At 57.3% G+C, this 21,514-nt stretch carries 20 protein-coding genes; 4 read left to right on the top strand and 16 right to left on the bottom strand.

The window, feature by feature from the left end; all coding sequences use genetic code 11:
- Positions 1-262: 262 nt before the first annotated feature.
- From ACR0LL_RS20105 to ACR0LL_RS20040, 14 genes are all read right to left on the bottom strand, one after another.
- On the bottom strand, positions 263-1,024 hold the full coding sequence (locus tag ACR0LL_RS20105) for a Phenylacetic acid catabolic protein (protein WP_480588995.1): 762 nt from the start codon (positions 1,022-1,024) through the stop codon (positions 263-265).
- Positions 1,025-1,037: 13 nt separating this feature from the next.
- On the bottom strand, positions 1,038-2,111 hold the full coding sequence (locus tag ACR0LL_RS20100; RefSeq protein WP_480588993.1) for a 2Fe-2S iron-sulfur cluster-binding protein: 1,074 nt from the start codon (positions 2,109-2,111) through the stop codon (positions 1,038-1,040).
- A gap of 13 nt (positions 2,112-2,124) precedes the next feature.
- A complete protein-coding gene (gene paaD / locus ACR0LL_RS20095) occupies positions 2,125-2,586 on the bottom strand; it encodes a 1,2-phenylacetyl-CoA epoxidase subunit PaaD (RefSeq protein WP_267366243.1) in 462 nt (153 codons plus the stop codon).
- A 6-nt stretch (positions 2,587-2,592) separates the two neighbouring features.
- On the bottom strand, positions 2,593-3,351 hold the full coding sequence (gene paaC / locus ACR0LL_RS20090; RefSeq protein ID WP_480484854.1) for a 1,2-phenylacetyl-CoA epoxidase subunit PaaC: 759 nt from the start codon (positions 3,349-3,351) through the stop codon (positions 2,593-2,595).
- A complete protein-coding gene (gene paaB, locus ACR0LL_RS20085; RefSeq protein ID WP_209507558.1) occupies positions 3,351-3,635 on the bottom strand; it encodes a 1,2-phenylacetyl-CoA epoxidase subunit PaaB in 285 nt (94 codons plus the stop codon). Before paaB ends, paaC begins: the two co-directional genes overlap by 1 nt.
- A 23-nt stretch (positions 3,636-3,658) precedes the next feature.
- On the bottom strand, positions 3,659-4,636 hold the full coding sequence (paaA, locus tag ACR0LL_RS20080) for a 1,2-phenylacetyl-CoA epoxidase subunit PaaA (RefSeq protein ID WP_480476985.1): 978 nt from the start codon (positions 4,634-4,636) through the stop codon (positions 3,659-3,661).
- Between the two features lie 15 nt (positions 4,637-4,651).
- The gene (gene pcaF, locus ACR0LL_RS20075) at positions 4,652-5,854 is read right to left on the bottom strand and encodes a 3-oxoadipyl-CoA thiolase (protein WP_480588991.1); all 1,203 of its coding nucleotides are present in this window, start codon (positions 5,852-5,854) and stop codon (positions 4,652-4,654) included.
- Positions 5,855-6,044: 190 nt separating this feature from the next.
- On the bottom strand, positions 6,045-6,860 hold the full coding sequence (locus tag ACR0LL_RS20070; RefSeq protein ID WP_480588989.1) for a PaaX family transcriptional regulator C-terminal domain-containing protein: 816 nt from the start codon (positions 6,858-6,860) through the stop codon (positions 6,045-6,047).
- A gap of 62 nt (positions 6,861-6,922) precedes the next feature.
- Entirely contained in the window at positions 6,923-8,953 is a 2,031-nt protein-coding gene (gene paaZ, locus ACR0LL_RS20065) for a phenylacetic acid degradation bifunctional protein PaaZ (RefSeq protein ID WP_480588987.1), read from the bottom strand.
- A gap of 119 nt (positions 8,954-9,072) precedes the next feature.
- On the bottom strand, positions 9,073-10,260 hold the full coding sequence (locus ACR0LL_RS20060) for a cytochrome P450 (protein WP_480588985.1): 1,188 nt from the start codon (positions 10,258-10,260) through the stop codon (positions 9,073-9,075).
- Positions 10,260-11,612 (bottom strand): TRAP transporter large permease, encoded by a 1,353-nt coding sequence (locus ACR0LL_RS20055; protein ID WP_480588983.1) that lies wholly within the window; start codon positions 11,610-11,612, stop codon positions 10,260-10,262. Before ACR0LL_RS20055 ends, ACR0LL_RS20060 begins: the two co-directional genes overlap by 1 nt.
- Entirely contained in the window at positions 11,609-12,115 is a 507-nt protein-coding gene (locus ACR0LL_RS20050; protein ID WP_209507551.1) for a TRAP transporter small permease, read from the bottom strand. Before ACR0LL_RS20050 ends, ACR0LL_RS20055 begins: the two co-directional genes overlap by 4 nt.
- Positions 12,116-12,172: 57 nt before the next feature.
- Positions 12,173-13,192, bottom strand: coding sequence for a TRAP transporter substrate-binding protein (locus ACR0LL_RS20045; protein WP_480588981.1), 1,020 nt, complete (start codon positions 13,190-13,192; stop codon positions 12,173-12,175).
- Between the two features lie 70 nt (positions 13,193-13,262).
- Positions 13,263-15,296, bottom strand: coding sequence for an FAD-dependent oxidoreductase (locus ACR0LL_RS20040; protein WP_480588979.1), 2,034 nt, complete (start codon positions 15,294-15,296; stop codon positions 13,263-13,265).
- Between the two features lie 103 nt (positions 15,297-15,399).
- On the opposite strand from ACR0LL_RS20040, the gene paaG reads away from it, so the two are divergent.
- The 4 genes from paaG to ACR0LL_RS20020 are packed head-to-tail and all read left to right on the top strand — an operon-like array spanning position 15,400 to position 18,548.
- Entirely contained in the window at positions 15,400-16,185 is a 786-nt protein-coding gene (gene paaG, locus ACR0LL_RS20035; RefSeq protein ID WP_480588977.1) for a 2-(1,2-epoxy-1,2-dihydrophenyl)acetyl-CoA isomerase PaaG, read from the top strand.
- Between the two features lie 2 nt (positions 16,186-16,187).
- Positions 16,188-16,613, top strand: a complete 426-nt coding sequence (paaI, locus tag ACR0LL_RS20030) for a hydroxyphenylacetyl-CoA thioesterase PaaI (RefSeq protein ID WP_480588975.1) — start codon at positions 16,188-16,190, stop codon at positions 16,611-16,613.
- A gap of 24 nt (positions 16,614-16,637) precedes the next feature.
- Positions 16,638-17,948, top strand: a complete 1,311-nt coding sequence (paaK, locus tag ACR0LL_RS20025) for a phenylacetate--CoA ligase PaaK (protein WP_267365260.1) — start codon at positions 16,638-16,640, stop codon at positions 17,946-17,948.
- A 3-nt stretch (positions 17,949-17,951) separates the two neighbouring features.
- On the top strand, positions 17,952-18,548 hold the full coding sequence (locus tag ACR0LL_RS20020) for a TetR/AcrR family transcriptional regulator (RefSeq protein WP_480484862.1): 597 nt from the start codon (positions 17,952-17,954) through the stop codon (positions 18,546-18,548).
- Positions 18,549-19,002: 454 nt separating this feature from the next.
- Here the strand turns inward: ACR0LL_RS20020 and ACR0LL_RS20015 are convergent, their stop codons facing one another.
- Together ACR0LL_RS20015 and hpaD are read right to left on the bottom strand one after the other, a co-directional pair.
- A complete protein-coding gene (locus ACR0LL_RS20015; RefSeq protein WP_480588973.1) occupies positions 19,003-20,400 on the bottom strand; it encodes a pyridoxal phosphate-dependent decarboxylase family protein in 1,398 nt (465 codons plus the stop codon).
- Between the two features lie 122 nt (positions 20,401-20,522).
- Positions 20,523-21,365 carry a 3,4-dihydroxyphenylacetate 2,3-dioxygenase gene (gene hpaD / locus ACR0LL_RS20010; RefSeq protein ID WP_480588971.1) on the bottom strand — a complete coding sequence of 281 codons (843 nt, stop codon included), beginning with the start codon at positions 21,363-21,365 and terminating at the stop codon, positions 20,523-20,525.
- Positions 21,366-21,514 lie beyond the last annotated feature (149 nt).

The raw sequence follows: 21,514 nt of genomic DNA, 5'->3' as shown, positions 1-21,514 counted from the left end.
CGCCAAGGCACTGTCTTCTGGTGAGTTTAATCCGGCGCTTGATTACGCTCAGTTTGCGCAATCACTCCGATATGAAAAGAGGAAAATGCCAACACAGCAATCAGCCGGCGTGAAACGTCAGGTCATTGTTCTCAGAACCTGGTGGACCAACAATACCTAAGGGGATGAACGGGCCGCATTCGGAGATTTGCACCGCCGGGCGAGTTTCACATCGCCCGCGCCCGGAATTGCCTCTCAACCCGCCTTTGGTGTTCACACTGAACTAGACCGGTGGTTTCAGACCCAGCTGTTTCACGGCGGCACCTGCTGTCTGAACCCAACGCTCTTTCAGTGCGTTGTTGCCATTGTGGCGCAAGCCCAGCGATTTCAGAAGCTCAAACCGTTTCAGATCATCGCCACCAAAGGACACAGCGACACGGGGCCACCAATAGTTAACCGCGTCCTGCATCTGCTCTGTCTCTCCGTTCCTGGAAAGCTTTACAGCACCTTCCAACGCCAACGCGCCATGATGGGCTTCGACCGGGGCGATGCTGCGGAAAGCTTCAGCCAACGGTTGATAGGAAACCATTGAAAACTCGGCCAGTTGTTCCATGACCGCACGGCTCATCAGCAGGTTCATGATGACCGCGTCGGTCCAGCCCGAGATCGGATAATTGAATACGGCAAGACGCATGTCATGTGCGCTGCGGGTCGCGCCGATATCTGCGTCACGATTCAAGCGAGCCGTCCACGGATGATGTGTGGCATATCTCTCGGTATCGGCCCCAAACTCACCCATTATCCTGAGAACCTGATCGGCGTGATCCGTTTTCTCAAGAACAATCCTGGCGGCTGCGATCCGTTCCTTGATGCCCGGACCCTGATTGATGATGTCGGCGAATCCGGCAGCACCGGCAAGTTCGCTGTCCACGAACGTGGCCATCAGCTTCATGAGTTCGGCGCGGTAGCGTGGCGGAACATTGGTTGGGTTGGTCAGCACACCGCCTGCGGCCAGATAGCTGTCGAGTGTCATGGTGTCAGTCATCGGTCTTCTCCCTTTACTGGTCGTAGTCCACGACCACGCGATCGGTGACCGGATAGGCCTGACAGCTCAGCACATAGCCTTTTTCAACCTCGTAATCCTCTAGCGCGTGATTGGCGAGCATCTCGACCTCGCCTTCCAGAACGCGGCAACGGCAGGTTGAACAGACACCGGCCTTACAGGCGTATGGGGCGTCCATGGCATTTTCCAAGGCTGCGTCCAGAATGGATTGGTCCTTGGGCAGAGTTATCGTCTGAGTGGACCCATCAAGAGTGATCGATGCGCTGGTTTGGTTCGCCTGCGTGCCCGCATCTGCCGAACCTTCCTTGCGTTTGGCCCGGCCCGGCTGAGCGCTGGCAAAGAGTTCAAACTTGATCTGCCTGTCGTCAAGACCATGCGCGCGCAGCGCGGCAGCAATCCCCAGCATCATCGGCTCGGGACCGCAGATAAAGGCTGTGTCCACGTTCTGAATATCGACCCAATGTTCGAACAAGTCAGCGCATTTTTCCTGCGTCACCAGACCGGTGAACAGGTCTATTTCCTGCGCATCCGCCTCAAGAATGTGGATTACGTTCAGGCGGCCCATATAGAGGTTTTTCAGGTCTTCCAGCTCCTCGCGGAACATGATCGTGTTGATGCCCTTGTTGGCGTAGATCAGCGTAAAGCGGGATTTGGGTTCGCGGGTCAGTGTTGTCTTCAGGATCGACAGAACCGGCGTGATGCCAGAGCCGCCAGCAAAACCGAGATACTGCTTTTCCGCATCAGCATCGATCGGGGTGTGAAAGCTGCCCATCGGTGGCATCGCTTGCACAACGTCCCCGACGTTAAGCTCGGAATTGGCCCAATTGGAGAACGCGCCGCCATCGACACGTTTGATCCCGACTTGCAGTACCCCGTCATCCTTGCCTGCACAAATGGAGTAGGACCGGCGCAGCTCTTCTCCGTCAAAGTCGCGACGAAACGTCAGGTATTGGCCTGCGGTGAAATCGAACTGATCCGCCGCGCCGTTGACAGGCTCAAGCGTCACGACAACCGCATCGCGGATGGTTTTGTGGATGTCGGTGACTTTCAGGTCATGAAAACGTGCCATCCGGTGCTCCTCCTCAGATGCACTTGAAATAGTCAAAGGGTTCCAGACAGTCGGTGCAGCGCCAATGGGCCTTGCACGGGGTCGAACCGAACTGGCTGACCTTTTCAACTGCTTTACTGCCGCAATGCGGGCAGCGCTCTGGCCCGCCCGCCGGTTGTGGCGGGGCGATGCCAAACTCTTCCAGCTTGGCGCGGCCTTTTTCGCTCAGCCAATCGGTTGTCCAGGCTGGAGAGATGCAGGTTTCGATCCGCACATCTTCGATACCGTGATCGTGCAAAGCGGTTTCGATATCCATGCTGATGACGGATGTTGCCGGACAGCCCGAATAGGTTGGTGTGACCGTCACGAGCAGCGTTTCGGCATCCCAACGCACATCGCGCACGATCCCGAGATCGACAACCGAGATTACCGGAATCTCGGGATCCGGTACGGCATCCAGCCAATCCCAGATCTGGTCGGTCGAGTGGCGTTGCATCACATGTTACCAGCTTGCACCGGGGTATGCGCGCTGCAACCACTGCATCTGGGTCAAAAGGTGCCCCAGGTGTTCTGTATGCATGCGCCCGTCCCGCCCGCCTTTGTGGGCAAATCGGCTTTCCGGAAGGGTCAATGTCGCCTTGGCCAAAACCCGTTTGACCAGCGCATCATATTCTTCGCGCAGATCGGCCGGGTTTGGCGCAATCCCGGCCGCAGCCATCTGAGCGTCGATGTCATCGCTGACAAACATCTCGCCCACATAGGGCCAGAGGTAATCCAGCGCTGCCTGCATCCGGGTGTGGCTTTCTTCGGTTCCATCACCCAGACCTACAACCGTTTCTGCAGAACGCTCCAGATGATAGGCGACTTCCTTGCTGGCTTTGGCAGCAATCGCGGCGACACGATCGTCAGAGGATGTCAGAAGACGGCCGAGCATGATCGAATGCCAGGCATCGAACAGGAACTGGCGCATCAGGGTGCGGCCGAAATCACCATTCGGAACCTCGACCAGCAACACATTGCGGAAATCCCACGCGTCGCGCAGAAATGCCAGATCATCGGCGGTTTTGCCGCCACCTATCTCGCCGGCAAGGCCAAGCCACATCTGGGTCTGCCCAATCAGGTCCAGCGCTGTGTTGGCCAGTGCAATATCCTCCTCCAACACTGGCGCGTGGCCGCACCATTCACTGACGCGATGGCCCAGGATCAGGGTATTGTCCCCCATCCGCAGCAGGAATTGCTGAAACGCTTCGTCGCGGGTCATCACATCGCCCCCACTTCTTCGGGGATGTCGAAAAAGGTCGGGTGGCGGTACACTTTGCTTTCGCTGGGTTCATATAACGGGCCTTTGTCGCTGGGCGACGAGGCCGAGATGTTGTTGGCTTCTACCACCCAAATCGACACGCCTTCGTTGCGGCGGGTGTAAACATCGCGTGCATTCTTGATCGCCATTTCCGCGTCCGGGGCATGCAGCGAGCCGACATGTCGGTGGCTCATCCCATGTTGACCGCGGATGAAGATTTCCCACAGGGGCCATTCGGTATTCATCGGGTTTCCTCCTCAGGGTAAGCTTATTCGGCGGCCAGATTGCCGGCCTGTTTCTTGCGTGCATGGGCCAACAGCCCGTCGCGCACCCATTTGCCGTCATCCCAGGCCTTGTTGCGCGCCGCCAGTCGGTCGACGTTGCAGGGGCCGTTGCCCTTGATCACATCGAAGAATTCCGACCAATCCGGCTCTGAGAAATCGTAATGCCCGCGCTCTTCGTTCCACTTCAGGTTCGGGTCGGGGATTGTCAGTCCCAGATATTCGGCCTGCGGGACGGTCTGGTCGACGAATTTCTGGCGCAGCTCATCGTTGGTGTTGATCTTGATCTTCCAGGCCATCGACTGCGCGGAGTGGACAGAATCCTTGTCGGACGGTCCAAACATCATCAACGACGGGTACCAGAAGCGATTCATCGCATCCTGCGCCATCTTGCGCTGCTCGGGCGTGCCTTCGGCCATTTTTCGGATCGCGTCATAACCTTGGCGCTGATGGAAGCTTTCTTCCTTGCAGATGCGGATCATGGCGCGTGAGTACGGCCCGTAAGACGTTCTTTGCAGCGGCACTTGATTCATGATGGCAGCGCCATCGACCAGCCATCCGACCGCGCCGATATCGGCCCAGTTCAGGGTCGGATAGTTGAAGATCGACGAGTATTTCATGCGACCGTCCAGCAGCATCTCGGTGATCTCATCGCGGCTGACACCCAGTGTTTCGGCCGCACAATACAGGTAGAGCCCATGGCCAGCTTCATCCTGCACCTTGGCCAGAAGGATTGCCTTGCGTTGCAGCGTCGGCGCACGTGTGATCCAGTTCCCTTCGGGCAATTGCCCGACGATCTCGGAATGCGCGTGCTGTCCGATCTGGCGGATCAGCGTCTTGCGATACCCCTGAGGCATCCAGTCCTTGGGTTCGATCTTGATATCCGCGTCGATCCGTGCCTGAAACTCAGCAAGCTTTTCAGGATCATCGTTTGACGCCTCGGATTCTACCATCTGGGCATACATGTCCCGTCTCCTCCGTTACACGCGTTCAAGAATAAGTGCAGCGCCTTGCCCGACGCCGACACACATTGTGCAAAGCGCATAGCGCCCTTTGGTGCGTTTCAGTTGGTACGCTGCGGTCAACACAAGTCGGGCGCCGCTCATCCCCAATGGATGACCAAGGGCGATTGCACCGCCATTCGGGTTCACATGAGCTGCGTCATCGGGCAGGCCAAGCTCTCGCAGCGTTGCCAGACCTTGCGACGCAAACGCCTCGTTCAATTCGATCACATCCATCTGGTCGATGCTCAGCCCCGCGCGCGCCAAAACCTTTCGGCTGGCAGGAACCGGACCAATACCCATGACCCGAGGCTCGACGCCCGCGACAGACATACCAACCACACGGGCAATCGGGGTCAAACTATTCTTTGCCGCTGCCACTTCATTCGCCATCAGGATCGCGGCGGCACCGTCATTCACGCCCGAGGCATTCCCAGCGGTCACTGTTTTCTCCGGCCCGTTTACACCCTTGAGGCCCGAGAGTTTTTCCGCGGTGGTTCCCGGGCGAGGATGTTCATCCGTATCGACAACAATCGGATCGCCCTTGCGCTGCGGAATTGAAACCGGTGTGATTTCCTCTTGGAACACGCCTGCCGCGTGCGCCGCAGCCCATCGTGCCTGACTGCGCGCGGCAAAGGCGTCCTGGTCTTCACGGCTGATCCCATAATCTTCAGCGACATTGTCAGCCGTTTGCGGCATGGAATCGACGCCATACTGCTGCTTTAGCCTTGGGTTCACAAAGCGCCAGCCAATCGTGGTGTCGTAAACCGCATTGCTACGCGTAAACGCCGACGTCGCTTTGGGCATTACAAACGGTGCGCGCGACATGCTTTCCACGCCACCCGCAACAGCAAGATCATAATCGCCTGCCTTGATACCACGCGCCGCCATTCCGACGGCATCCATACCACTGGCGCACAAGCGGTTTATCGTTGTTCCCGGCACGTCCGTCGGCAATCCGGCAAGCAGTGCCGCCATCCGGGCAACGTTGCGATTGCTCTCTCCTGCCTGGTTGGCATCGCCATAAATGACGTCATCCACACTGGTCCAGTCGACTTGCGGGTTGCGCGCCATCAGGGCCGCCAGCGGGATAGCCGCCAGATCATCTGTGCGAACCGATGAAAGCGCTCCACCATACCGCCCAATCGGGGTGCGGGTTGCGTCGCAGATGAAGGCGTCCATCAATTGGGTCTCCTATTGGAACACAGGTCATTAACCGTCTGGTCGGTTAATAAATGTTCAATCGATTCGGCGCAAGCATTATGTTACCATGTAATCGCTTCTGTCAGCTTTCTGTAACATTAAATGGCACTTCTTTCACATCCGTCTTCCAACCCCCAAGAGCGCCATCCCGAGCTCGGCAAAAACCGAGTCAACCACCCACCGCAGATTCCAGCGTTGCAAGATCCGGTTTGGACAATTGTCCCAGCAGTCGGGACACCGCCGCGCGACACTCCGCTCCTTTCCAATCGGCGGGCAAAAAGGCCGGAGGCAAGGATGGGCGGCGCAGGACCAAACGACGCCACCCATGCACAATCAATACGCGCAGCACCGCTATTTTAAGCGGATCGCCGACGCCATCGACAGGCAGCATTTGCTCGGTGATCTGAATGGAGTGCAAGAACTGATCATAGGCAGACTTCAGCACTTCAGGGCCACAAAGGTCGCGCAGCCAGCCGGGGATCGAAATAGCGCTGCTTTCAACACCCAGCAGTTCTTCAAGGTTCTCCGGGACGGGTCCTGCCGACATGGCTGTTGTGTGGTTAACTGAAATATAGTCTCCAGTCAGCATCAGATCTGCCAGCTCTTTTCGCGAACTTTCTGAACTGCTGGCGACAAGCACATGCCAGGTTTCTGGCGTATTCGTCTCGCGGGAATAGATGCGTGGGGCAGCGGCGGCGCTTTGACTGCGGCCATATTCGGTCAGTCTGTGCACGCTGTTTCGCCCGACCCGTGTGCTTTCGATCCAGCCTTCCTTGCGCAGCCTGTGCAGCGCAACACGCGTGGCTTCGGCCTTGATCCCCGCAAGGTTGGTCAGCGCTGTGATCAGCGCGCCGCTAACCTGGTCAGACCCGCTTTGGGCCAGATCACCGAAAATCGTGACCAGAACTGACCACACACGTTGCGTGCCAGTTGTGGTCAACTGGCTGACGCAGGTTTCAAACCATTCTGGAGCCGTATCTTTCATAAGCACAGTATAATCGGGCCGGAGGGAAATGCCATCCAGCCCCTGCGCACCTGCACTTGTGCCTAGTAGGCAACCATGGTCAGCAACTCGTATTCTGCGACCAGCTCGTCATCCTGCTGTGTCAGGGTAACGTGCCAGCGAACCTCGCCGTAGTCATCATTGCGCTTGGTCTTGTGCTTGACCGTCAAACGCACCTTGATGGTGTCACCAGCCTCGACCGGTTTCATGAAACGCAGCCCGTCAAGACCGGTATTTGCCAAAACCGGCCCCTCGTTCGGTTCGACGAACAATCCGGCTGCAAAAGACAACAGCAAATATCCATGTGCAACGCGGCCGGGGAAGAACGGGTTACGTTCCGCCGCCGCCTGATCCATATGCGCATAGAAGGTATCACCGGTGAAGTTGGCGAAGTGTTCAATGTCCTCCATGGTGATGGTTCTTGGCGCCGTGTGAAGGGTCTCGCCAATCGACAAATCGTGAAACCGACGGGTAAAGGGATGAGCAGGACCTTCGACTTCGGTCGCGCCAGGCACCCATTTCCGGCCAATCGCTGTCAGCAGATCGGGCGAACCCTGAATGGCGGTGCGCTGCATATAGTGTTTCACACCCCGCACCCCGCCCATTTCTTCGCCGCCACCGGCGCGTCCCGGACCGCCATGAACCATGTGCGGCAGAGGAGAACCATGACCGGTGGATTCCTTCATCGAGTCACGGTTGTTGAAATACAGACGCCCGTGATACGCCCCTGATCCCATGGCAACCTGTCGCGCAACCTCGGGATCATGGGTGATCACCGACGCCACCAAAGAGCCCTGCCCACGGTTCGCCAGCTCGATGGCATGGTCAAGATCGCGATATCCCATCACTGTGCTGACCGGACCAAAGGCTTCGGTGTCGTGCACGCGCTGCGCCGCGTCAGGATTGGCGCAGTGGAAGAGCATGGGCGGCAGGAACGCCCCCTTTTCGCCATCAGCGCCCTCAACCGCGAAATCATCGGGGTTGCCGAAGACACGCTCGGCCTCTTGCCCAAGGATAGCGGCCTTTTCCAGAACATCACGCTTCTGACCGTTCGAAACCAACGCACCCATGCGGGTGGTTTCCAGCTTTGGGTCACCGATGACCGTTTTCGCCAGTCGCGCCGACAACGCGTCAATTACCGCCTGGACCTGCGGTTCGGGTGCGATGATCCGACGGATTGCGGTGCATTTCTGCCCTGCCTTCGTGGTCATCTCGCGCTGGACTTCCTTCACGAAGAGGCCAAATTCCGGCGTGCCCGGCGCGGCATCGGGGCCAAGGATCGAACAGTTCAGGCTGTCCTGTTCCGCGACAAACCGTACCGAGTTCTCAAGGATCACCGGGTTGGAGCGCAGTTTCAGGGCTGTATCGGCGGATCCGGTAAAGCTGACCACGTCCTGCATGGTCAGACGGTCCAGCATGTCACCCAAACCACCCGAGACCAACTGCAATGCACCCGCTGGCAAGATGCCGGACTCAAGCATCAACCGAACACACAGCTCGGTCACATAACACGAGCTTGTGGCGGGTTTTACAATCGCCGGAACGCCCGCCAGAAGGGTTGGGGCAAGCTTTTCCAGCATCCCCCAAATCGGAAAATTGAACGCGTTGATGTGAATTGCCACACCTTGCAGCGGGGTGCAGATGTGCTGCCCCAGGAAAGTGCCGTTGCGCGAAAGCTGCTCGACATCGCCATCCAGATAGACATGTCCGTCCGGCATTTCACGACGGCCTTTTGCGGCAAAGACAAACATCGTTCCGATGCCGCCGTCGATATCAATCATATGATCCGATTGCGTGGCGCCGGTGTTGAAAGACAAATCATACATCGCCTGCTTGTGCTGACCCAAATGGACGGACAGCGCCTTGAGCATTTTGGCCCGTTCATGGAACGTCATTTTGCGCAGTGCCGGCCCCCCAACATTGCGCGCATAGTCCAACATCCCCTGGACATCCAAAGCATTGTTACCCGCTGTGGCGATAACCTCGCCGGTCACAGCGCTAGCTATCGTGCGGGCACCCTCGCCGGGCGCAACCCACTCACCGGCTGCAAAGCTGGAAATCTGTTGGATAGTCATGAGCGTCTCCTCATCTTTGTCGCGATCCCCGCGCTGCCACAAGCCGGTCTCGTGAAATCATATTTTAAACCGTACGGTCGGTCAATCAATTACCGAGTAAATTTCCCTTGCCGGATTTCTCAGACCCGCGCGGGTAATCGTGCAAACCCCCGAAACCGGATACGCCCGCCCCGTTCGGCGCCGTCGGTGATGCGATAGTCTGGAAAACGGGCCAGAAACCGGCCCACGGCCACCCGGCCCTCCAGACGCGCGAGGGTCAGACCAACGCAGGTATGAGGCCCTCCGGCAAAGGCGTGATGCTTGTTGGGGCGTCTGTCCAAGATCATCTCGTCGGGCCGGTCAAACTGCCGTGGGTCACGGTTGGCCGCACCGATACACAGATGAACATCAGTACCTGCCGGAATGGTCTGACCGTGGAACGTTACATCAACGGTGGTCAGGCGATTGCCGAACTGGTTCGGGCCTTCCAGCCGCAGAAACTCGTCCACGGCCGAACCGATCAGATCCGGGTCGGCCAGCAACTCCGCCCGCTTGTCGCGGTGCCGGTCCAACAACTCCAATGCGTTGCCGATCAGGTTCGTTGTGGTCTCATGCCCAGCATTCAGGATGAAAATGCAGTTCTGATACAGCTCGACCTCGGTCAGGCCACCATCCGTGTCGTCCTGGATCAGCCGGGTCAGGACATCCGTTGCCGTATCTCCGGGGTTGGCGCGACGATCCTCGATGATATGCCGCAGGAAGTCCTTGAAGTCCGAGACCGAGCGATTACCCCACTCTTCCTGCTCCGGCGTCAACTGCGGCTCCAACGCACCAAGAATGGCCAGAGACCAATCGCGCAATGGGCCGCGTTCGGATCGTGGTATACCCAGCAGATTGCCGATGATCTCGATCGGGATTGCCCCGGCAAAATCCTCGATCAGTTCGACGTTGCCCTTGACCTGCATCTCTGCCAGCAGCCCATCGACAAGCTGGATCAGACCCGGTTCCATTTGCGCCAACGCGCGCGGGTTCATCGCGCCGACCATTACCTTGCGAACACGGGTATGCAGCGGCGGGTCATTAAACACCAAACTGGTGGTGTGGTGTTCATACAAGGGGCTGTCGACCCCATATTTGGGGCCAAATACCGCTTTCTTGTCCGATATGAATCGCGAGGTGTCCCGGTAAACAAGGTCCAGATCCTCGTATCGGGACAGGATAACCGATCCATCATGTTGCCAGCAGACGGGTGCATCTTCGCGCATAGCGGCGTAGGCAGGATAGGGATCTGTGTGAAACCCGTCTGGAAGCGCGGTCAGAGAGAACATCAGTGCCCCATCGCCCCCATTTGTTCAGGCAGAACCAACACCAACCATGGCACCAGAACGATCAGGGCCAGCCGGAAGATATCCGCCACCCAGAACGGAGTAACACCCTTGAAGATTGTTCCTGTTGACACATCTCCGACCACGCCTTTCAGAATGAAAACGTTCAAACCGACGGGTGGAGTGATCAGGCTGATTTCGGTCACGACAACCACAACAATGCCGAACCAGATCGGGTCATACCCCAACGACGTGACCAGCGGGAAAAAGATCGGCACTGTCAGCAGCAGCATCGACAGGGATTCAAAGACACAACCCAAAATGATGTAGATCCCAAGGATCATCAGGATCACCACAAAGGGTTCAACGTCGTACGCCGAAACCAATGCGATGAGCGCTTCAGGCAGACCGGCAAGGTTGATGAAATTCGAAAAGATCTGTGCGCCGATCAGAACCGAAAACAATGCTGCGGCGGTATAGGCGGTTTCCTTCAGCACCTCAAAAGTCGACCCCAAAGTAAGCCCACCTCGTGACAGAGCGATCAGGAAAGCGCCCATTGCACCCATGCCTGCCGCCTCGGTCGGGCTGAAGGTCAGGTTCAACGGATGAAAATCAAAAGCACCGTACAATCCACCAATCACCAGAAAGAACAGCAGCAAGACGGCCCAGACCGAGCGAACTGCGGACAGACGCTCGGCCCAGCCGTGGCGTTCGCCCGCCGGTCCTGACTCAGGCTTGCGCGCGACGGTCCAGCGCACGGCGAGCAGGTAGAACAGAATGCCAAGCAGGCCGGGAATGATACCCGCAATGAAAAGTTTCCCAATCGAGGTTTCGGTCAGCAGCCCGTAGATGACCAGGATCACCGACGGCGGAATAAGAATTCCAAGTGTGCCGCCCGCTGCAATCGATGCCGTCGACAGCTCGTCGGAATAGCCATAGCGGCGCATTTCCGGCATTGCGACCTTGGACATGGTGGCCGCCGTTGCCAGAGACGAGCCGCAAATGGCTGAAAAGCCTCCGCATGCCGCAACCGTCGCCATGGCGATACCACCCCGAAAATGGCCCAGAAAAGCGTTTGAAACTGCGTAAAGCTCACGCGCAAGCCCACCTTTATTCACGAACAAGCCCATGAGGATAAACAACGGGACGACCGACAGGCCGTAATCCTGCGCGGTGTCGGTGATCTGACGACCCACCATCGACATCGCGGCCTTTAACCCGCGCTCGGACAGAATGCTGCCGCCGCGTTCATAGGCAAAGCCAAGCGTTCCGACCAATCCCATTGCAAACACGATAGGCAAGCGCACCAGCACAAGAACAAGAACAAGAACAAAACCGATCAGCGCAGCGGTCATTGGGGGTGCTCCGACAAGGTATGGGGGGCAAAGAAGTGCAAGAAGCCGGTGATGATCATTGCAACAGCGGTGATCGCTATGAACCCCGAGATGAACCAACCAACATAGAAGACTGGGATCGAAAGATATTCCGTGACGTCCCCGTAATCCCGCGCACGTTCAGCCAATACCCAAACACGCTGAATTGGCCAAAAAAGCATTATGCCAGAGAACAGATACACAATCGCATCACGTACCCGACTTAACCGCAGGCGTGAAAACAGCCCATCCGTCAAATCCACAGCGATTTGACCCTTCCCTGCCGAGATCATCGGCAAGACCGAGAACACGAGGACGGCCATCAGGATCCGGGTCAGTTCCGTGGCCGCCTCGATCGGGGCATTGAAAACAGAACGTAGGATGACATCAAAGAAGGTCATTACCATCAGGATGAACAGCGCGGCACAGGCCAGCAGCGTAGGCACGATACTGACGCGACGCGCAAAGGTCACGAGAGATTGCATAACGGGTCCCCAGCGGGTGAAATCGGCTGGCGGATCGCGTCCGCCAGCTCGACTGCGTTATTGCGCAGCCATTTCATTTACGATCATGTCATAGGCTGCCTGGGCGTCGATGCCTGTGCCATTGACTTCGTCGATTACCTTGGCGCGTACATCCGCAGCAATCGCATTGAACTTTTCCAGATCTTCAGCAGATGCTGCATGAATCGCGTTGCCTTCGGTGCCTTCGGTCTCTTCGCGGCCGATCGCATCGATCTCATCCCAGATTTTACCGATTTCGCGGCTCAGTGGTTCACCGAAAACGTTTTCTTCCAGCGCTGCCTGCAGATCGGCGGGCAGGTCAGCAAAGGTGTCCTCGTTCATGATAAAGGCAAACGAACCGCGATACAGGCCGCCAGGGACCTCATAAACGTTCTGGGCCACTTCCGTCAGCTTGAAACCTTTGCGGGATTCAAAGGGCATGACGACGCCGTCTGCGGCCTTGGAGGCCAGGGTTTCATACACTTTCGGTGCAGGAACCTGGATACCGGTTGCACCCAACGCCGTGCCCACGTCACCGCCAACACCGCCGGGGATGCGAACCTTGAGGCCCGAGACTTCGTCCAGCGACGTCACCGGGCTGCTGGAATGCAGCTGAGCCGGACCATGTGTGTGCAAAGCGATCACTTTCACACCACGGTGTTCATCCGCCGCCTTCAAATGTGTGTCATATGCGCGCCAATATGCGACCGACGCAACCTCGGCCGAGCCTTCATATCCGGGCAGTTCGATCATCTTGGTGGTGACAAACCGGCCCGGCTGATAGCCGTGGAAAATGATCGAGGCATCAGCGGCGCCATCCATGATCAGGTCCATCTGCGCGGGGGGCGGGGCAAGGCCCAGCTTCAGTTCGGCGGTGACCTGACCATCGGTGGCCTCTTCGATCATCTCGACGAATTTCGGCCACATCTTGGCATTGATGCCATGGGTCGGCGGGGCCCAGCTGGAAATGGTCAGCGTATAGTCTGCCGCAAGCGCCACTGTACCTGAAACGGCCAGTGCAGCTGAGGCAAGAAGTGTGCTCAACCTTGTGAATTTCATAGTTCTGTCTCCTCCCTGTGAAACATGAGTCAAGAATGCGTTAATGGTCACTTTTGTAACCATCAACTTGTTAATTGTCCCCAAGACAACCCGCGACGCGCCATGAACCGGGGCTTTCCTTGGCTACGGTTTCCATCATTGCGTGCGACGTGTTGGCTACGATTTCCTTGCAATAGTTCATCGGCCCGCCGCGCCAGCGCGGAAAGCCGTAGCCGTGAATTTGAACCATATCGACGGCTTCCGCGGACTCGGCGATCCCCTGCTGAATGATCAACGCGCCCTCGTTGGCCAGCACCGCCAGGATGCGCGACACGATTTCGTTCTGCGCGTATGCCCGCCGCGTTATGCCTTGATCCGCCGAGTGGGACTCGATCAACGCCTCCACTTCGGGATCGCGGATCGGTTCGCGATGACCCGCTTCATAGCGATACCATCCTTTGCCCGTGCGTTGGCCAAGACGACCCATCTCGCACAGCTGGTCAGCGATCGTCACATAACGTTCGTTCGGATCGCGGGTTGCGGCATTGCGTTTCCGATTGGCCCAGGCGATTTGGAGGCCGGTCAGATCCTGCAGCTCGTAAGGCCCCATGGGCATCCCGAAAGCTCGCATTGCCTGATCCACCTGATAAGGCAACGCCCCATCTGCCAGCAAATAATCGGCCTCGCGCCGATACGCAGCCAACATCCGGTTGCCGATAAATCCATCGCAGATACCCGACAGGACAGAAACCTTGCGAAGCCTTTTTCCAAGCGCAAACCCTGTGGCGACAACTTCGGGCGAAGTTTGCGGCGTATGCACGACTTCCAACAGCTTCATGACATGGGCAGGGCTGAAGAAGTGCAGTCCAATGCACCGGGATTGATTTTCGATACCCGCGAAAATCTCGACCGGGCTCAGGTAAGACGTGTTCGTAGCCAGAATCGCGTCACGCTGCATATGGCGCGCCAATTCTGCAAAAACCTGTTGCTTGACTGACAAGTCTTCAAACACAGCCTCAATAGCCAACTGAACGTCGGCAGCTTTGGAGTAGCTGTCAACGGCGCGAAATGCAGAAAGGCGTTCCTGTAGCTGCGCTTCGGACATCTTGCCCCGCTTGACTGCCCCCTTTAGCAGCCCCTCAACCCGATCATGGGCCGCGGCCGCTGCTTCCGTATCCCTCTCGATCAGAGTGACCGACAACCCGCCATTCAGGGCTGCGGTTGCGATCCCTGCCCCCATCAACCCGCCACCGACAACTGCGATCCGGCTGATATCGCGCGGGGCAACACCTGCGATCATCGAAGGTCTGGCCACCTTGCGCTCAGCAAAAAAGGCGTATCGCAGGGCGCGGCTTTCAGGGCTTTGACGCAGCGCCAGGTGGCGCGCCCGCTCTTTCGGCTGTGCGTCAGCAAAGGGTTCTGACGACCAGCTGAGCGCGGTCAGGTTTTCCAGCGGTGATTGCTGACCCCTGGCGGTTCTTTTCAAAGCCTGACGGCTCGTCTCCAGAAGGTCAGACGCGAATTCGCCGACGGGCCGTTGACTGACAGGTACCGGACGCTTTGGCAGGTTGGCGACAAAGTCCAGAACAGCCGCCGTTGGGTTATCGGCAATCAGGTCAATTCCCCCGAGATTGGCCATTTTCTCGGCTTTCAGGATTTTTCCCGAACAGGCGATGTCGATCGCCGCTTCCATTCCAACAAGGCGCGGCAATCGTTGCGTGCCCCCCGCCCCCGGGATCAGGCCCACATTGACTTCCGGCAGCCCAAAGCTGGTGCCCGGCGCTGCGATCCGCCACGCGCAGGCCATGGCAATTTCAAACCCGCCACCCAACACGTTGCCGTGCATACAGGCGATAAACGGCACATTACTGTCTTCGATTTTCTGAACAACATCAGGCAAATGCGGCTCAACCGGAGCCGCGTCAAACTCGGACATATCACCGCCTGCGATGAATGTCCGACCGGCGCAGCACAGGACGGCAACCCGAGCTTTCTGAACTGCATCGACCGCGTCAGCCAAACCCTGCCGAACCCCCGTCGAGGTTGCGTTCACCGGCGGGTTGTCGACCGTGACCCAGGCCACGTGGCCCTTAAAGTCAACACTCACCAGCGACGGCTGCGACATTGGCAATCCCTTTGATCAGTCCAGATTCGGTTCGGGTTTATATATTGACCAACCGTTCGGTTAATGCAATGATTAAGTTGTCACGGGAACAGATGAGACAGCCATGAGCGATACGATCCTTGTACATGATCACGGAAACTGGGTTGAAATAACCCTGAACCGCCCCGACAAGCTGAACTCGTTCAATGAGGAGATGCATCTTGCCCTTCACGACGCGCTGAAGAATGCGCGCGAAAAAGGCGCCCGCGCGATTTTGCTGACCGGCGCAGGGCGCGGTTTTTGTGCGGGTCAGGACCTTGGAGACCGCGATCCCTCGAAAATGGATGGCCCGCCCGACCTGGGCAAAACTGTACGCACTTTCTATGCCCCTCTGGTTCGACTGATCCGGTCTTTGAATTTCCCGGTCGTTTGTGCCGTCAACGGCGTGGCCGCGGGCGCGGGCGCGAACCTTGCACTGGCCTGCGACATGGTTCTGGCCGGGGAAAGCGCGAAGTTCATCCAAAGTTTTTCCAAGGTCGGGTTGATCCCGGACACAGGCGGCAGCTGGCACTTGCCCCGATTGTTGGGCGAGGCGCGCGCTAAGGGGCTGGCCCTGACAGCAATGCCCCTAACCGCCAAACAGGCGGAAGACTGGGGGTTGATCTGGAAGGCGCTTCCCGATGATCAGTTGATGACCGAAGCACGCGCTCTTGCCGCGCAACTCGCCAACGGCCCCACCCTTGGCTTGGGTCTGACCAAGCAGTGCATTCAAACAGCAGCCACCACATCCTTGTCCGACCAGCTTGAAATTGAAGCGGACGCTATGAAAACCTGCGGGGAAAGTGCTGATTACGCCGAAGGCGTGTCCAGTTTCCTCGAAAAACGCGCACCGCATTTTCAGGGAAGATGATGATGACCCCAAAAGAACGCGCCCAAAAATCCGCGGCGGCGATGTGGGCCAATGACGAAGCCAGTAAATGGTTCGGGATGGAGCTTGTCCAGGTCGATGAAGGGCGCGCTGTCCTGTCGCTGACTGTTGCACCGCATCACTGTAACGGACACGGTATTTGTCATGGCGGCGTCACGCACGCCCTTGCTGACAGCGCTTTTGCCTTTGCCTGCAACAGCCGGAATGTTGCAACTGTAGGGCAGCATACAATGGTCAGCTATCTTGCACCGGGACGGAAAGGTGACCGCCTGACTGCCACCGCGACAGAAGTGAACCTGTCCGGTCGCAGCGGCATCTACGACGTCCGCGTCATCAATCAAGACAACACTCTGATCGCTGAGTTTCGCGGCATGTCCCGCGCTATTGGCGGCCAGAATTTTCAAGAATAGTTTCGTGACTGGAGGAGTTACGCGATGAAAGACCTTTCCCCCAACAAAGCGGATCTGGACCCGATCGAAATCGCCTCGATCGACGAAATTCGCGCCACACAGCTTGAGCGCCTGAAGTGGTCCGTGCGCCACGCCTATGAAAACGTTCCGATGTACAAACAGCGCTTTGACGAGGCTGGCGTGCATCCTGACGATCTTCAACAGCTTTCGGATCTGTCAAAGTTTCCGTTCACGTATAAAAACGACCTGCGCGACAACTATCCGTTTGGTCTTTTTGCGGTTCCGCGCAGCGAGATAATTCGCCTGCACGCGTCCTCCGGCACGACAGGCAAACCGACAGTGGTCGGCTACACAAAGAATGACATAGACAACTGGGCTGACCTTGGCGCGCGGTCTCTTCGCGCGTCTGGGCTGCGCAAGGGCGACATGGTGCACAACGCCTACGGCTATGGGCTGTTCACCGGTGGGCTAGGTGCCCATTACGGGATCGAACGCCTTGGCGCGACTGTCGTCCCGATGTCGGGCGGACAGACCGAAAAGCAGGTCAACCTGATCAACGATTTCCGTCCTGACGGTATCATGGTTACACCCTCCTACATGCTCAATATCCTTGAACAGTTCCACAAGGCGGGTCTCGACCCACGTGAGAGCTCGCTGAAGGTTGGCGTTTTTGGTGCCGAACCCTGGACTGACGCGATGCGGGCCGAGGTCGAGGCGGCCTTCGACATGCACGCCGTCGATATCTATGGCCTGTCCGAGATCATGGGCCCCGGAGTCGCCAATGAATGCGTTGAAACCAAAGACGGGCCTGTGATCTGGGAGGATCACTTCCTGCCGGAAATCATCGACCCGGCAACCGGGGAAGTCCTGCCCGATGGCGAAACCGGTGAATTGGTGTTCACGACACTGACCAAAGAAGGGCTGCCGATGATCCGCTATCGCACACGCGATCTGACATGCCTGCTGCCAGGGACGGCGCGGTCCATGCGCCGGATGGCGAAAATTACAGGTCGCAGTGACGACATGATGATCCTGCGCGGCGTCAACGTTTTCCCCAGCCAGATCGAGGAACAGGTCATGGCAACGGGCGGTCTTGCCCCCTATTACCAGATCGAGCTCTACAAATCCGGTCGCATGGATGCCATGCGGGTCTTTGTTGAATCCTCCCCCGATTCCACCGACGAGCTGTCAAAAACGGCCGCTGCACGGATGCTGACCAAACGCATCAAGGACGTCGTTGGCGTTTCAACCGAAATTGTAGTAGGTGACCCCGGCGACGTCGAACGCTCTCAGGGCAAGGCGAAGCGCGTTGTAGACAATCGCGATAAGGACTGAGCCGTGGCCCGGACAATTGCCAAAGACCACGACCAAAAGCGGGAACAGATCCTGAAGATGGCGGCAAAAGTGTTTGCCGACCAGGGGTTTGACCGTGCTTCGATGACCCTTTTGGCCAAAGAATGCGGCATCTCGAAAGCAAACATATACCACTACTATGACAGCAAGGATGCCATCCTGTATGACATCCTTGAAACGTACCTGCGTGAGTTGCGGGACCGGATTTGCAATGTTGATCTGGACGGCCTTAACCCCGAACAGAAACTGCGCAAAGCAGTGCGCGAGATCCTTTTTGCCTATCAGGGTGCAGATGACGAGCACCGGGTTCAGATCAGCGGCATGAGCGCATTGACCGAAGAACAGCAAAAAAGGCTGCGGGGCTATCAGCTTGATCTGGTGAACTTTGTCCGCGACATACTTCTGGAAATGTCGCCCGGATCCTTTGACGGCGCCAAGGACAAGCTTCGCGGCGCGACGATGTCAGTCTTTGGAATGTTGAACTGGTATTACATGTGGAACACCGGCGCAGGCCCCAAAGCCCGCGAAGATTATGCCGATTTGGTGAGCACCCTGACCATGCATGGTGTGCAAAAGCTTTAGGCATGCCCGCTTGGGGAAACACGCACGGGTGTGGTCTCGTGTGTTGTTCTGAAATCGCAGATCAGATTGGTCGGCTATCCTGAGGCGCGCCAATAAGGACCGTGGCTGAAGCGAGCGCGTGGCCTTCTTTCTTACTTTTTGCGCATCTTCAAATCGTCTAAGAAGTTGCGTTTCGCAGCCATGGCCTCTTCGTCCGTCATGTTTGATCTGTTCAATTCCAGAAAATACTCTGCGGCTCCAACCGGTTGGACATTTGATATTCCCCGGTGGTCCCTCAATCATAACGAGACTGTGCGGGTTTGGTTTTCTTAGTCTCCAGTTTGGCCAAACTCACCTGCGGCAATGACTTCATACAGGCTGGAAAACTCAGGAAAATCACCGTTCAGGGCGATCGCACCATCATCGGTAATCAACCAAAAGAAGGTATCCCTTGCAGCACTGAACGTTGCGAATTTTATGGCAGGCTCTCCCAGACATCGCGGATGACATCCGCCGCCATCAGCACGTCATCGCGGGTTGTATCGAATTGCCCGACCTGAAAACGGATGATCTTGCGGCCATTAAACATGCCTTGCGTCAGGTAAATTCGGCCATCGTCATTCAGCGCGTCCACCAGTCGCTGCTGAGCGGCGTCATCCCCTGGACAGCGAAAGGAAAACAGGCTCAGGATCGGGCCGGTGGTGATCTCAAACCCCTCTATCGCGCCGATCTTTTCTGCAAGTTCATTGGCCCAGAGCACATGGTTGCGAATTCGGCTCCGCAACCCGTCGAGACCGTATGACCGCATCAAGAACCAGATCTTCAATCCCCGGAACCGTCGACCCAGAGGGATTGTCCATTCCGAATAATTCGTTACCTCTGCCCCTGTGGTCTTGAGGTATTCCGGTTCGATCTTAAGCGTGTTGAGCTGTGGCGTGGCGTCCCGCAGAAACTGGATCGCGCAATCGAACTGCGCCCCCATCCATTTATGTGGGTTGAAGACAATGCTGTCGTAACGATCCGCCCCGGGCCAAAGGGTCTCACGAAATTCGGGGCAGATCATCGCCGACCCCGCCCAGGCCGCGTCGAGATGTGTGTAGAGGTCGTATTTTTGCGCGATGTCAGCCACCGCCACCAGATCATCGCAGGCCCCAACCCCGGTGCCGCCCGTAATTGCAATGATACCGGCAGGCACAAACCCGGCCGCGATGTCACCCTGAATTGCGGCATCAAGAGCCCCTGCATCAATCGTAAAGGTCGGACCACGTGTCGGCAGTTTCACCAGGTTGTCCTGACCGATCCCTGCAACCCAGCAGGCCCGATCAATCGACGAGTGCACCTGATCCGAGCAGTAGATGCGCAGTGCGCCCTTGGCGTTCAGGCCTTCGCGGTTGCCGGTAAACCCTGTGGCCCGTTCCCGAATGGTCAGCACAGCCGACAACGTGGCGGATGATGCGCTGTCCTGAATAACTCCGGTCATTCCTTCTGGCAATCCAAGCGCCTGCCGCAGCCAATCAACCATGACACCTTCGACCTCGGTCGCAGCTGGTGAGGTTTGCCATAGCATGCATTGCGCCGCGATTGTGGTCACCAGCATTTCAGCCAGCATCGACGGGGGCGCTGCGTTAGCCGGGAAATAGGCAAAGAACCGGGGATGTTGCCAATGTGTGATACCCGGCATCACGATTCGTTCGAAATCGGCCATGATGGCTTCCATGGGCTCGCCACTATCAGGGGGCGATGCCTTTAGCTGGGCCGCGATTTCTCCTGGTGTGGTCTGGGCCCGAACAGGACGTTCAGCAAGTGTCTTGTGGTAATCGGCCGCCCATTTCGAAATGTGCTGACCCCAATGCGAAAACGCGTCCCAATCCATGCGCAAGCCTTCTCTTGTAACTGAACACCAATTTGTCCAGTCCCCGACCATACCCGTTCGGCTCGCGGATTAAAGCCGAACAGGTGTTCTTTCTTCAAATGAAAAGGTCCCGAGTTCTGCCTTCAGACCGAAAAGCTGACATTCGCCTGACCTGTGCCAGAGCTGCCGAAATAGGGGGTGTAGATGTCGACCTCACCCTTGTAGCTGCCCCAGCCCAGAGCTCCGAACAGCAAAGCAGTGTCATTCATGGCGCATTCGCCATCGCATTTCTTCGCATAATCCGGCAGCATTTCCAGGAACTCTTCGAACCGTCCCTGTCCCCACATCTCCAGCACGTGCATATCCATCTGGCGGTTGAACTCGCCGTTTACCGCATTCAATCCGTCGACCGAGCGCTCATTCGGCGTGAAATCATGGCTGAGTGAGCCAGAGGCCAGAATGGATACGTTCCGGTCGGAACGCCGGATACCTTCGGCAATGGCCTCACCCCAGACGCGGTTTTCCTGGATCGACGAGAACTGGTTGACTGCAACGGGCAAAACGCGCGCATTCACCCCTTCGTTGATGAAATGCATAGGCAGAAGGGTGCCATATTCCATTCCCATATCGGGGTGTGAATGGCCAAGCGCTCGCTCGCCACGCTCACGCAGAACATCAAGGATGGTTTCCCCCAACGCGTTATCTCCGCGATAATCAAACTCCATGTCTGCCAGCATGTGCGGCAGTTCATGACTGATGAAGCGGCCTTTGTGGTGCTCTTTGGTATTCAGGTGAAACCCCTGATTGGTGATCCAATGGGTGTCGAACACAAGAAACGTCTCGACCTCGCGGTCTATCGCGTCCTGGCGCAGGCGCGCATAACCATCAATGGCAGACTGCCGGATGCCTTTGTATTTTGGCATCGTGTGGGACATCCAGATACTTGGCACATGCGTGATCTTCGCGGCTTGTACGATCTTTCCCATAGCAGTTCCTCCTCGTGTTTACCGACGTCTGTGTACCAGAGCCCTTGCCCGAGTTCACTTCCCGAGCTGCATGATTTTGTGTTGGCCAGTTGCGAAGCCGACGTGTTTTTGTTCCATGTAGAACTCGAAGCTCCAGTTGCCGCCGTCGC

The organism is Ruegeria sp. AI2 (genome assembly GCF_056541275.1).
This window is presented reverse-complemented; position numbering and strand designations above follow the sequence as displayed.

Coding starts and splice junctions, on each gene's coding strand:
- ACR0LL_RS20105 (WP_480588995.1), bottom strand. CDS start 1,024: ATGACTGACACCATGACACTCGACAGCTATCTGGCCGCAGGCGGTGTG.
- ACR0LL_RS20100 (WP_480588993.1), bottom strand. CDS start 2,111: ATGGCACGTTTTCATGACCTGAAAGTCACCGACATCCACAAAACCATC.
- paaD (WP_267366243.1), bottom strand. CDS start 2,586: ATGCAACGCCACTCGACCGACCAGATCTGGGATTGGCTGGATGCCGTA.
- paaC (WP_480484854.1), bottom strand. CDS start 3,351: ATGACCCGCGACGAAGCGTTTCAGCAATTCCTGCTGCGGATGGGGGAC.
- paaB (WP_209507558.1), bottom strand. CDS start 3,635: ATGAATACCGAATGGCCCCTGTGGGAAATCTTCATCCGCGGTCAACAT.
- paaA (WP_480476985.1), bottom strand. CDS start 4,636: ATGTATGCCCAGATGGTAGAATCCGAGGCGTCAAACGATGATCCTGAA.
- pcaF (WP_480588991.1), bottom strand. CDS start 5,854: ATGGACGCCTTCATCTGCGACGCAACCCGCACCCCGATTGGGCGGTAT.
- ACR0LL_RS20070 (WP_480588989.1), bottom strand. CDS start 6,860: ATGAAAGATACGGCTCCAGAATGGTTTGAAACCTGCGTCAGCCAGTTG.
- paaZ (WP_480588987.1), bottom strand. CDS start 8,953: ATGACTATCCAACAGATTTCCAGCTTTGCAGCCGGTGAGTGGGTTGCG.
- ACR0LL_RS20060 (WP_480588985.1), bottom strand. CDS start 10,260: ATGTTCTCTCTGACCGCGCTTCCAGACGGGTTTCACACAGATCCCTAT.
- ACR0LL_RS20055 (WP_480588983.1), bottom strand. CDS start 11,612: ATGACCGCTGCGCTGATCGGTTTTGTTCTTGTTCTTGTTCTTGTGCTG.
- ACR0LL_RS20050 (WP_209507551.1), bottom strand. CDS start 12,115: ATGCAATCTCTCGTGACCTTTGCGCGTCGCGTCAGTATCGTGCCTACG.
- ACR0LL_RS20045 (WP_480588981.1), bottom strand. CDS start 13,192: ATGAAATTCACAAGGTTGAGCACACTTCTTGCCTCAGCTGCACTGGCC.
- ACR0LL_RS20040 (WP_480588979.1), bottom strand. CDS start 15,296: ATGTCGCAGCCGTCGCTGGTGAGTGTTGACTTTAAGGGCCACGTGGCC.
- paaG (WP_480588977.1), top strand. CDS start 15,400: ATGAGCGATACGATCCTTGTACATGATCACGGAAACTGGGTTGAAATA.
- paaI (WP_480588975.1), top strand. CDS start 16,188: ATGACCCCAAAAGAACGCGCCCAAAAATCCGCGGCGGCGATGTGGGCC.
- paaK (WP_267365260.1), top strand. CDS start 16,638: ATGAAAGACCTTTCCCCCAACAAAGCGGATCTGGACCCGATCGAAATC.
- ACR0LL_RS20015 (WP_480588973.1), bottom strand. CDS start 20,400: ATGGATTGGGACGCGTTTTCGCATTGGGGTCAGCACATTTCGAAATGG.
- hpaD (WP_480588971.1), bottom strand. CDS start 21,365: ATGGGAAAGATCGTACAAGCCGCGAAGATCACGCATGTGCCAAGTATC.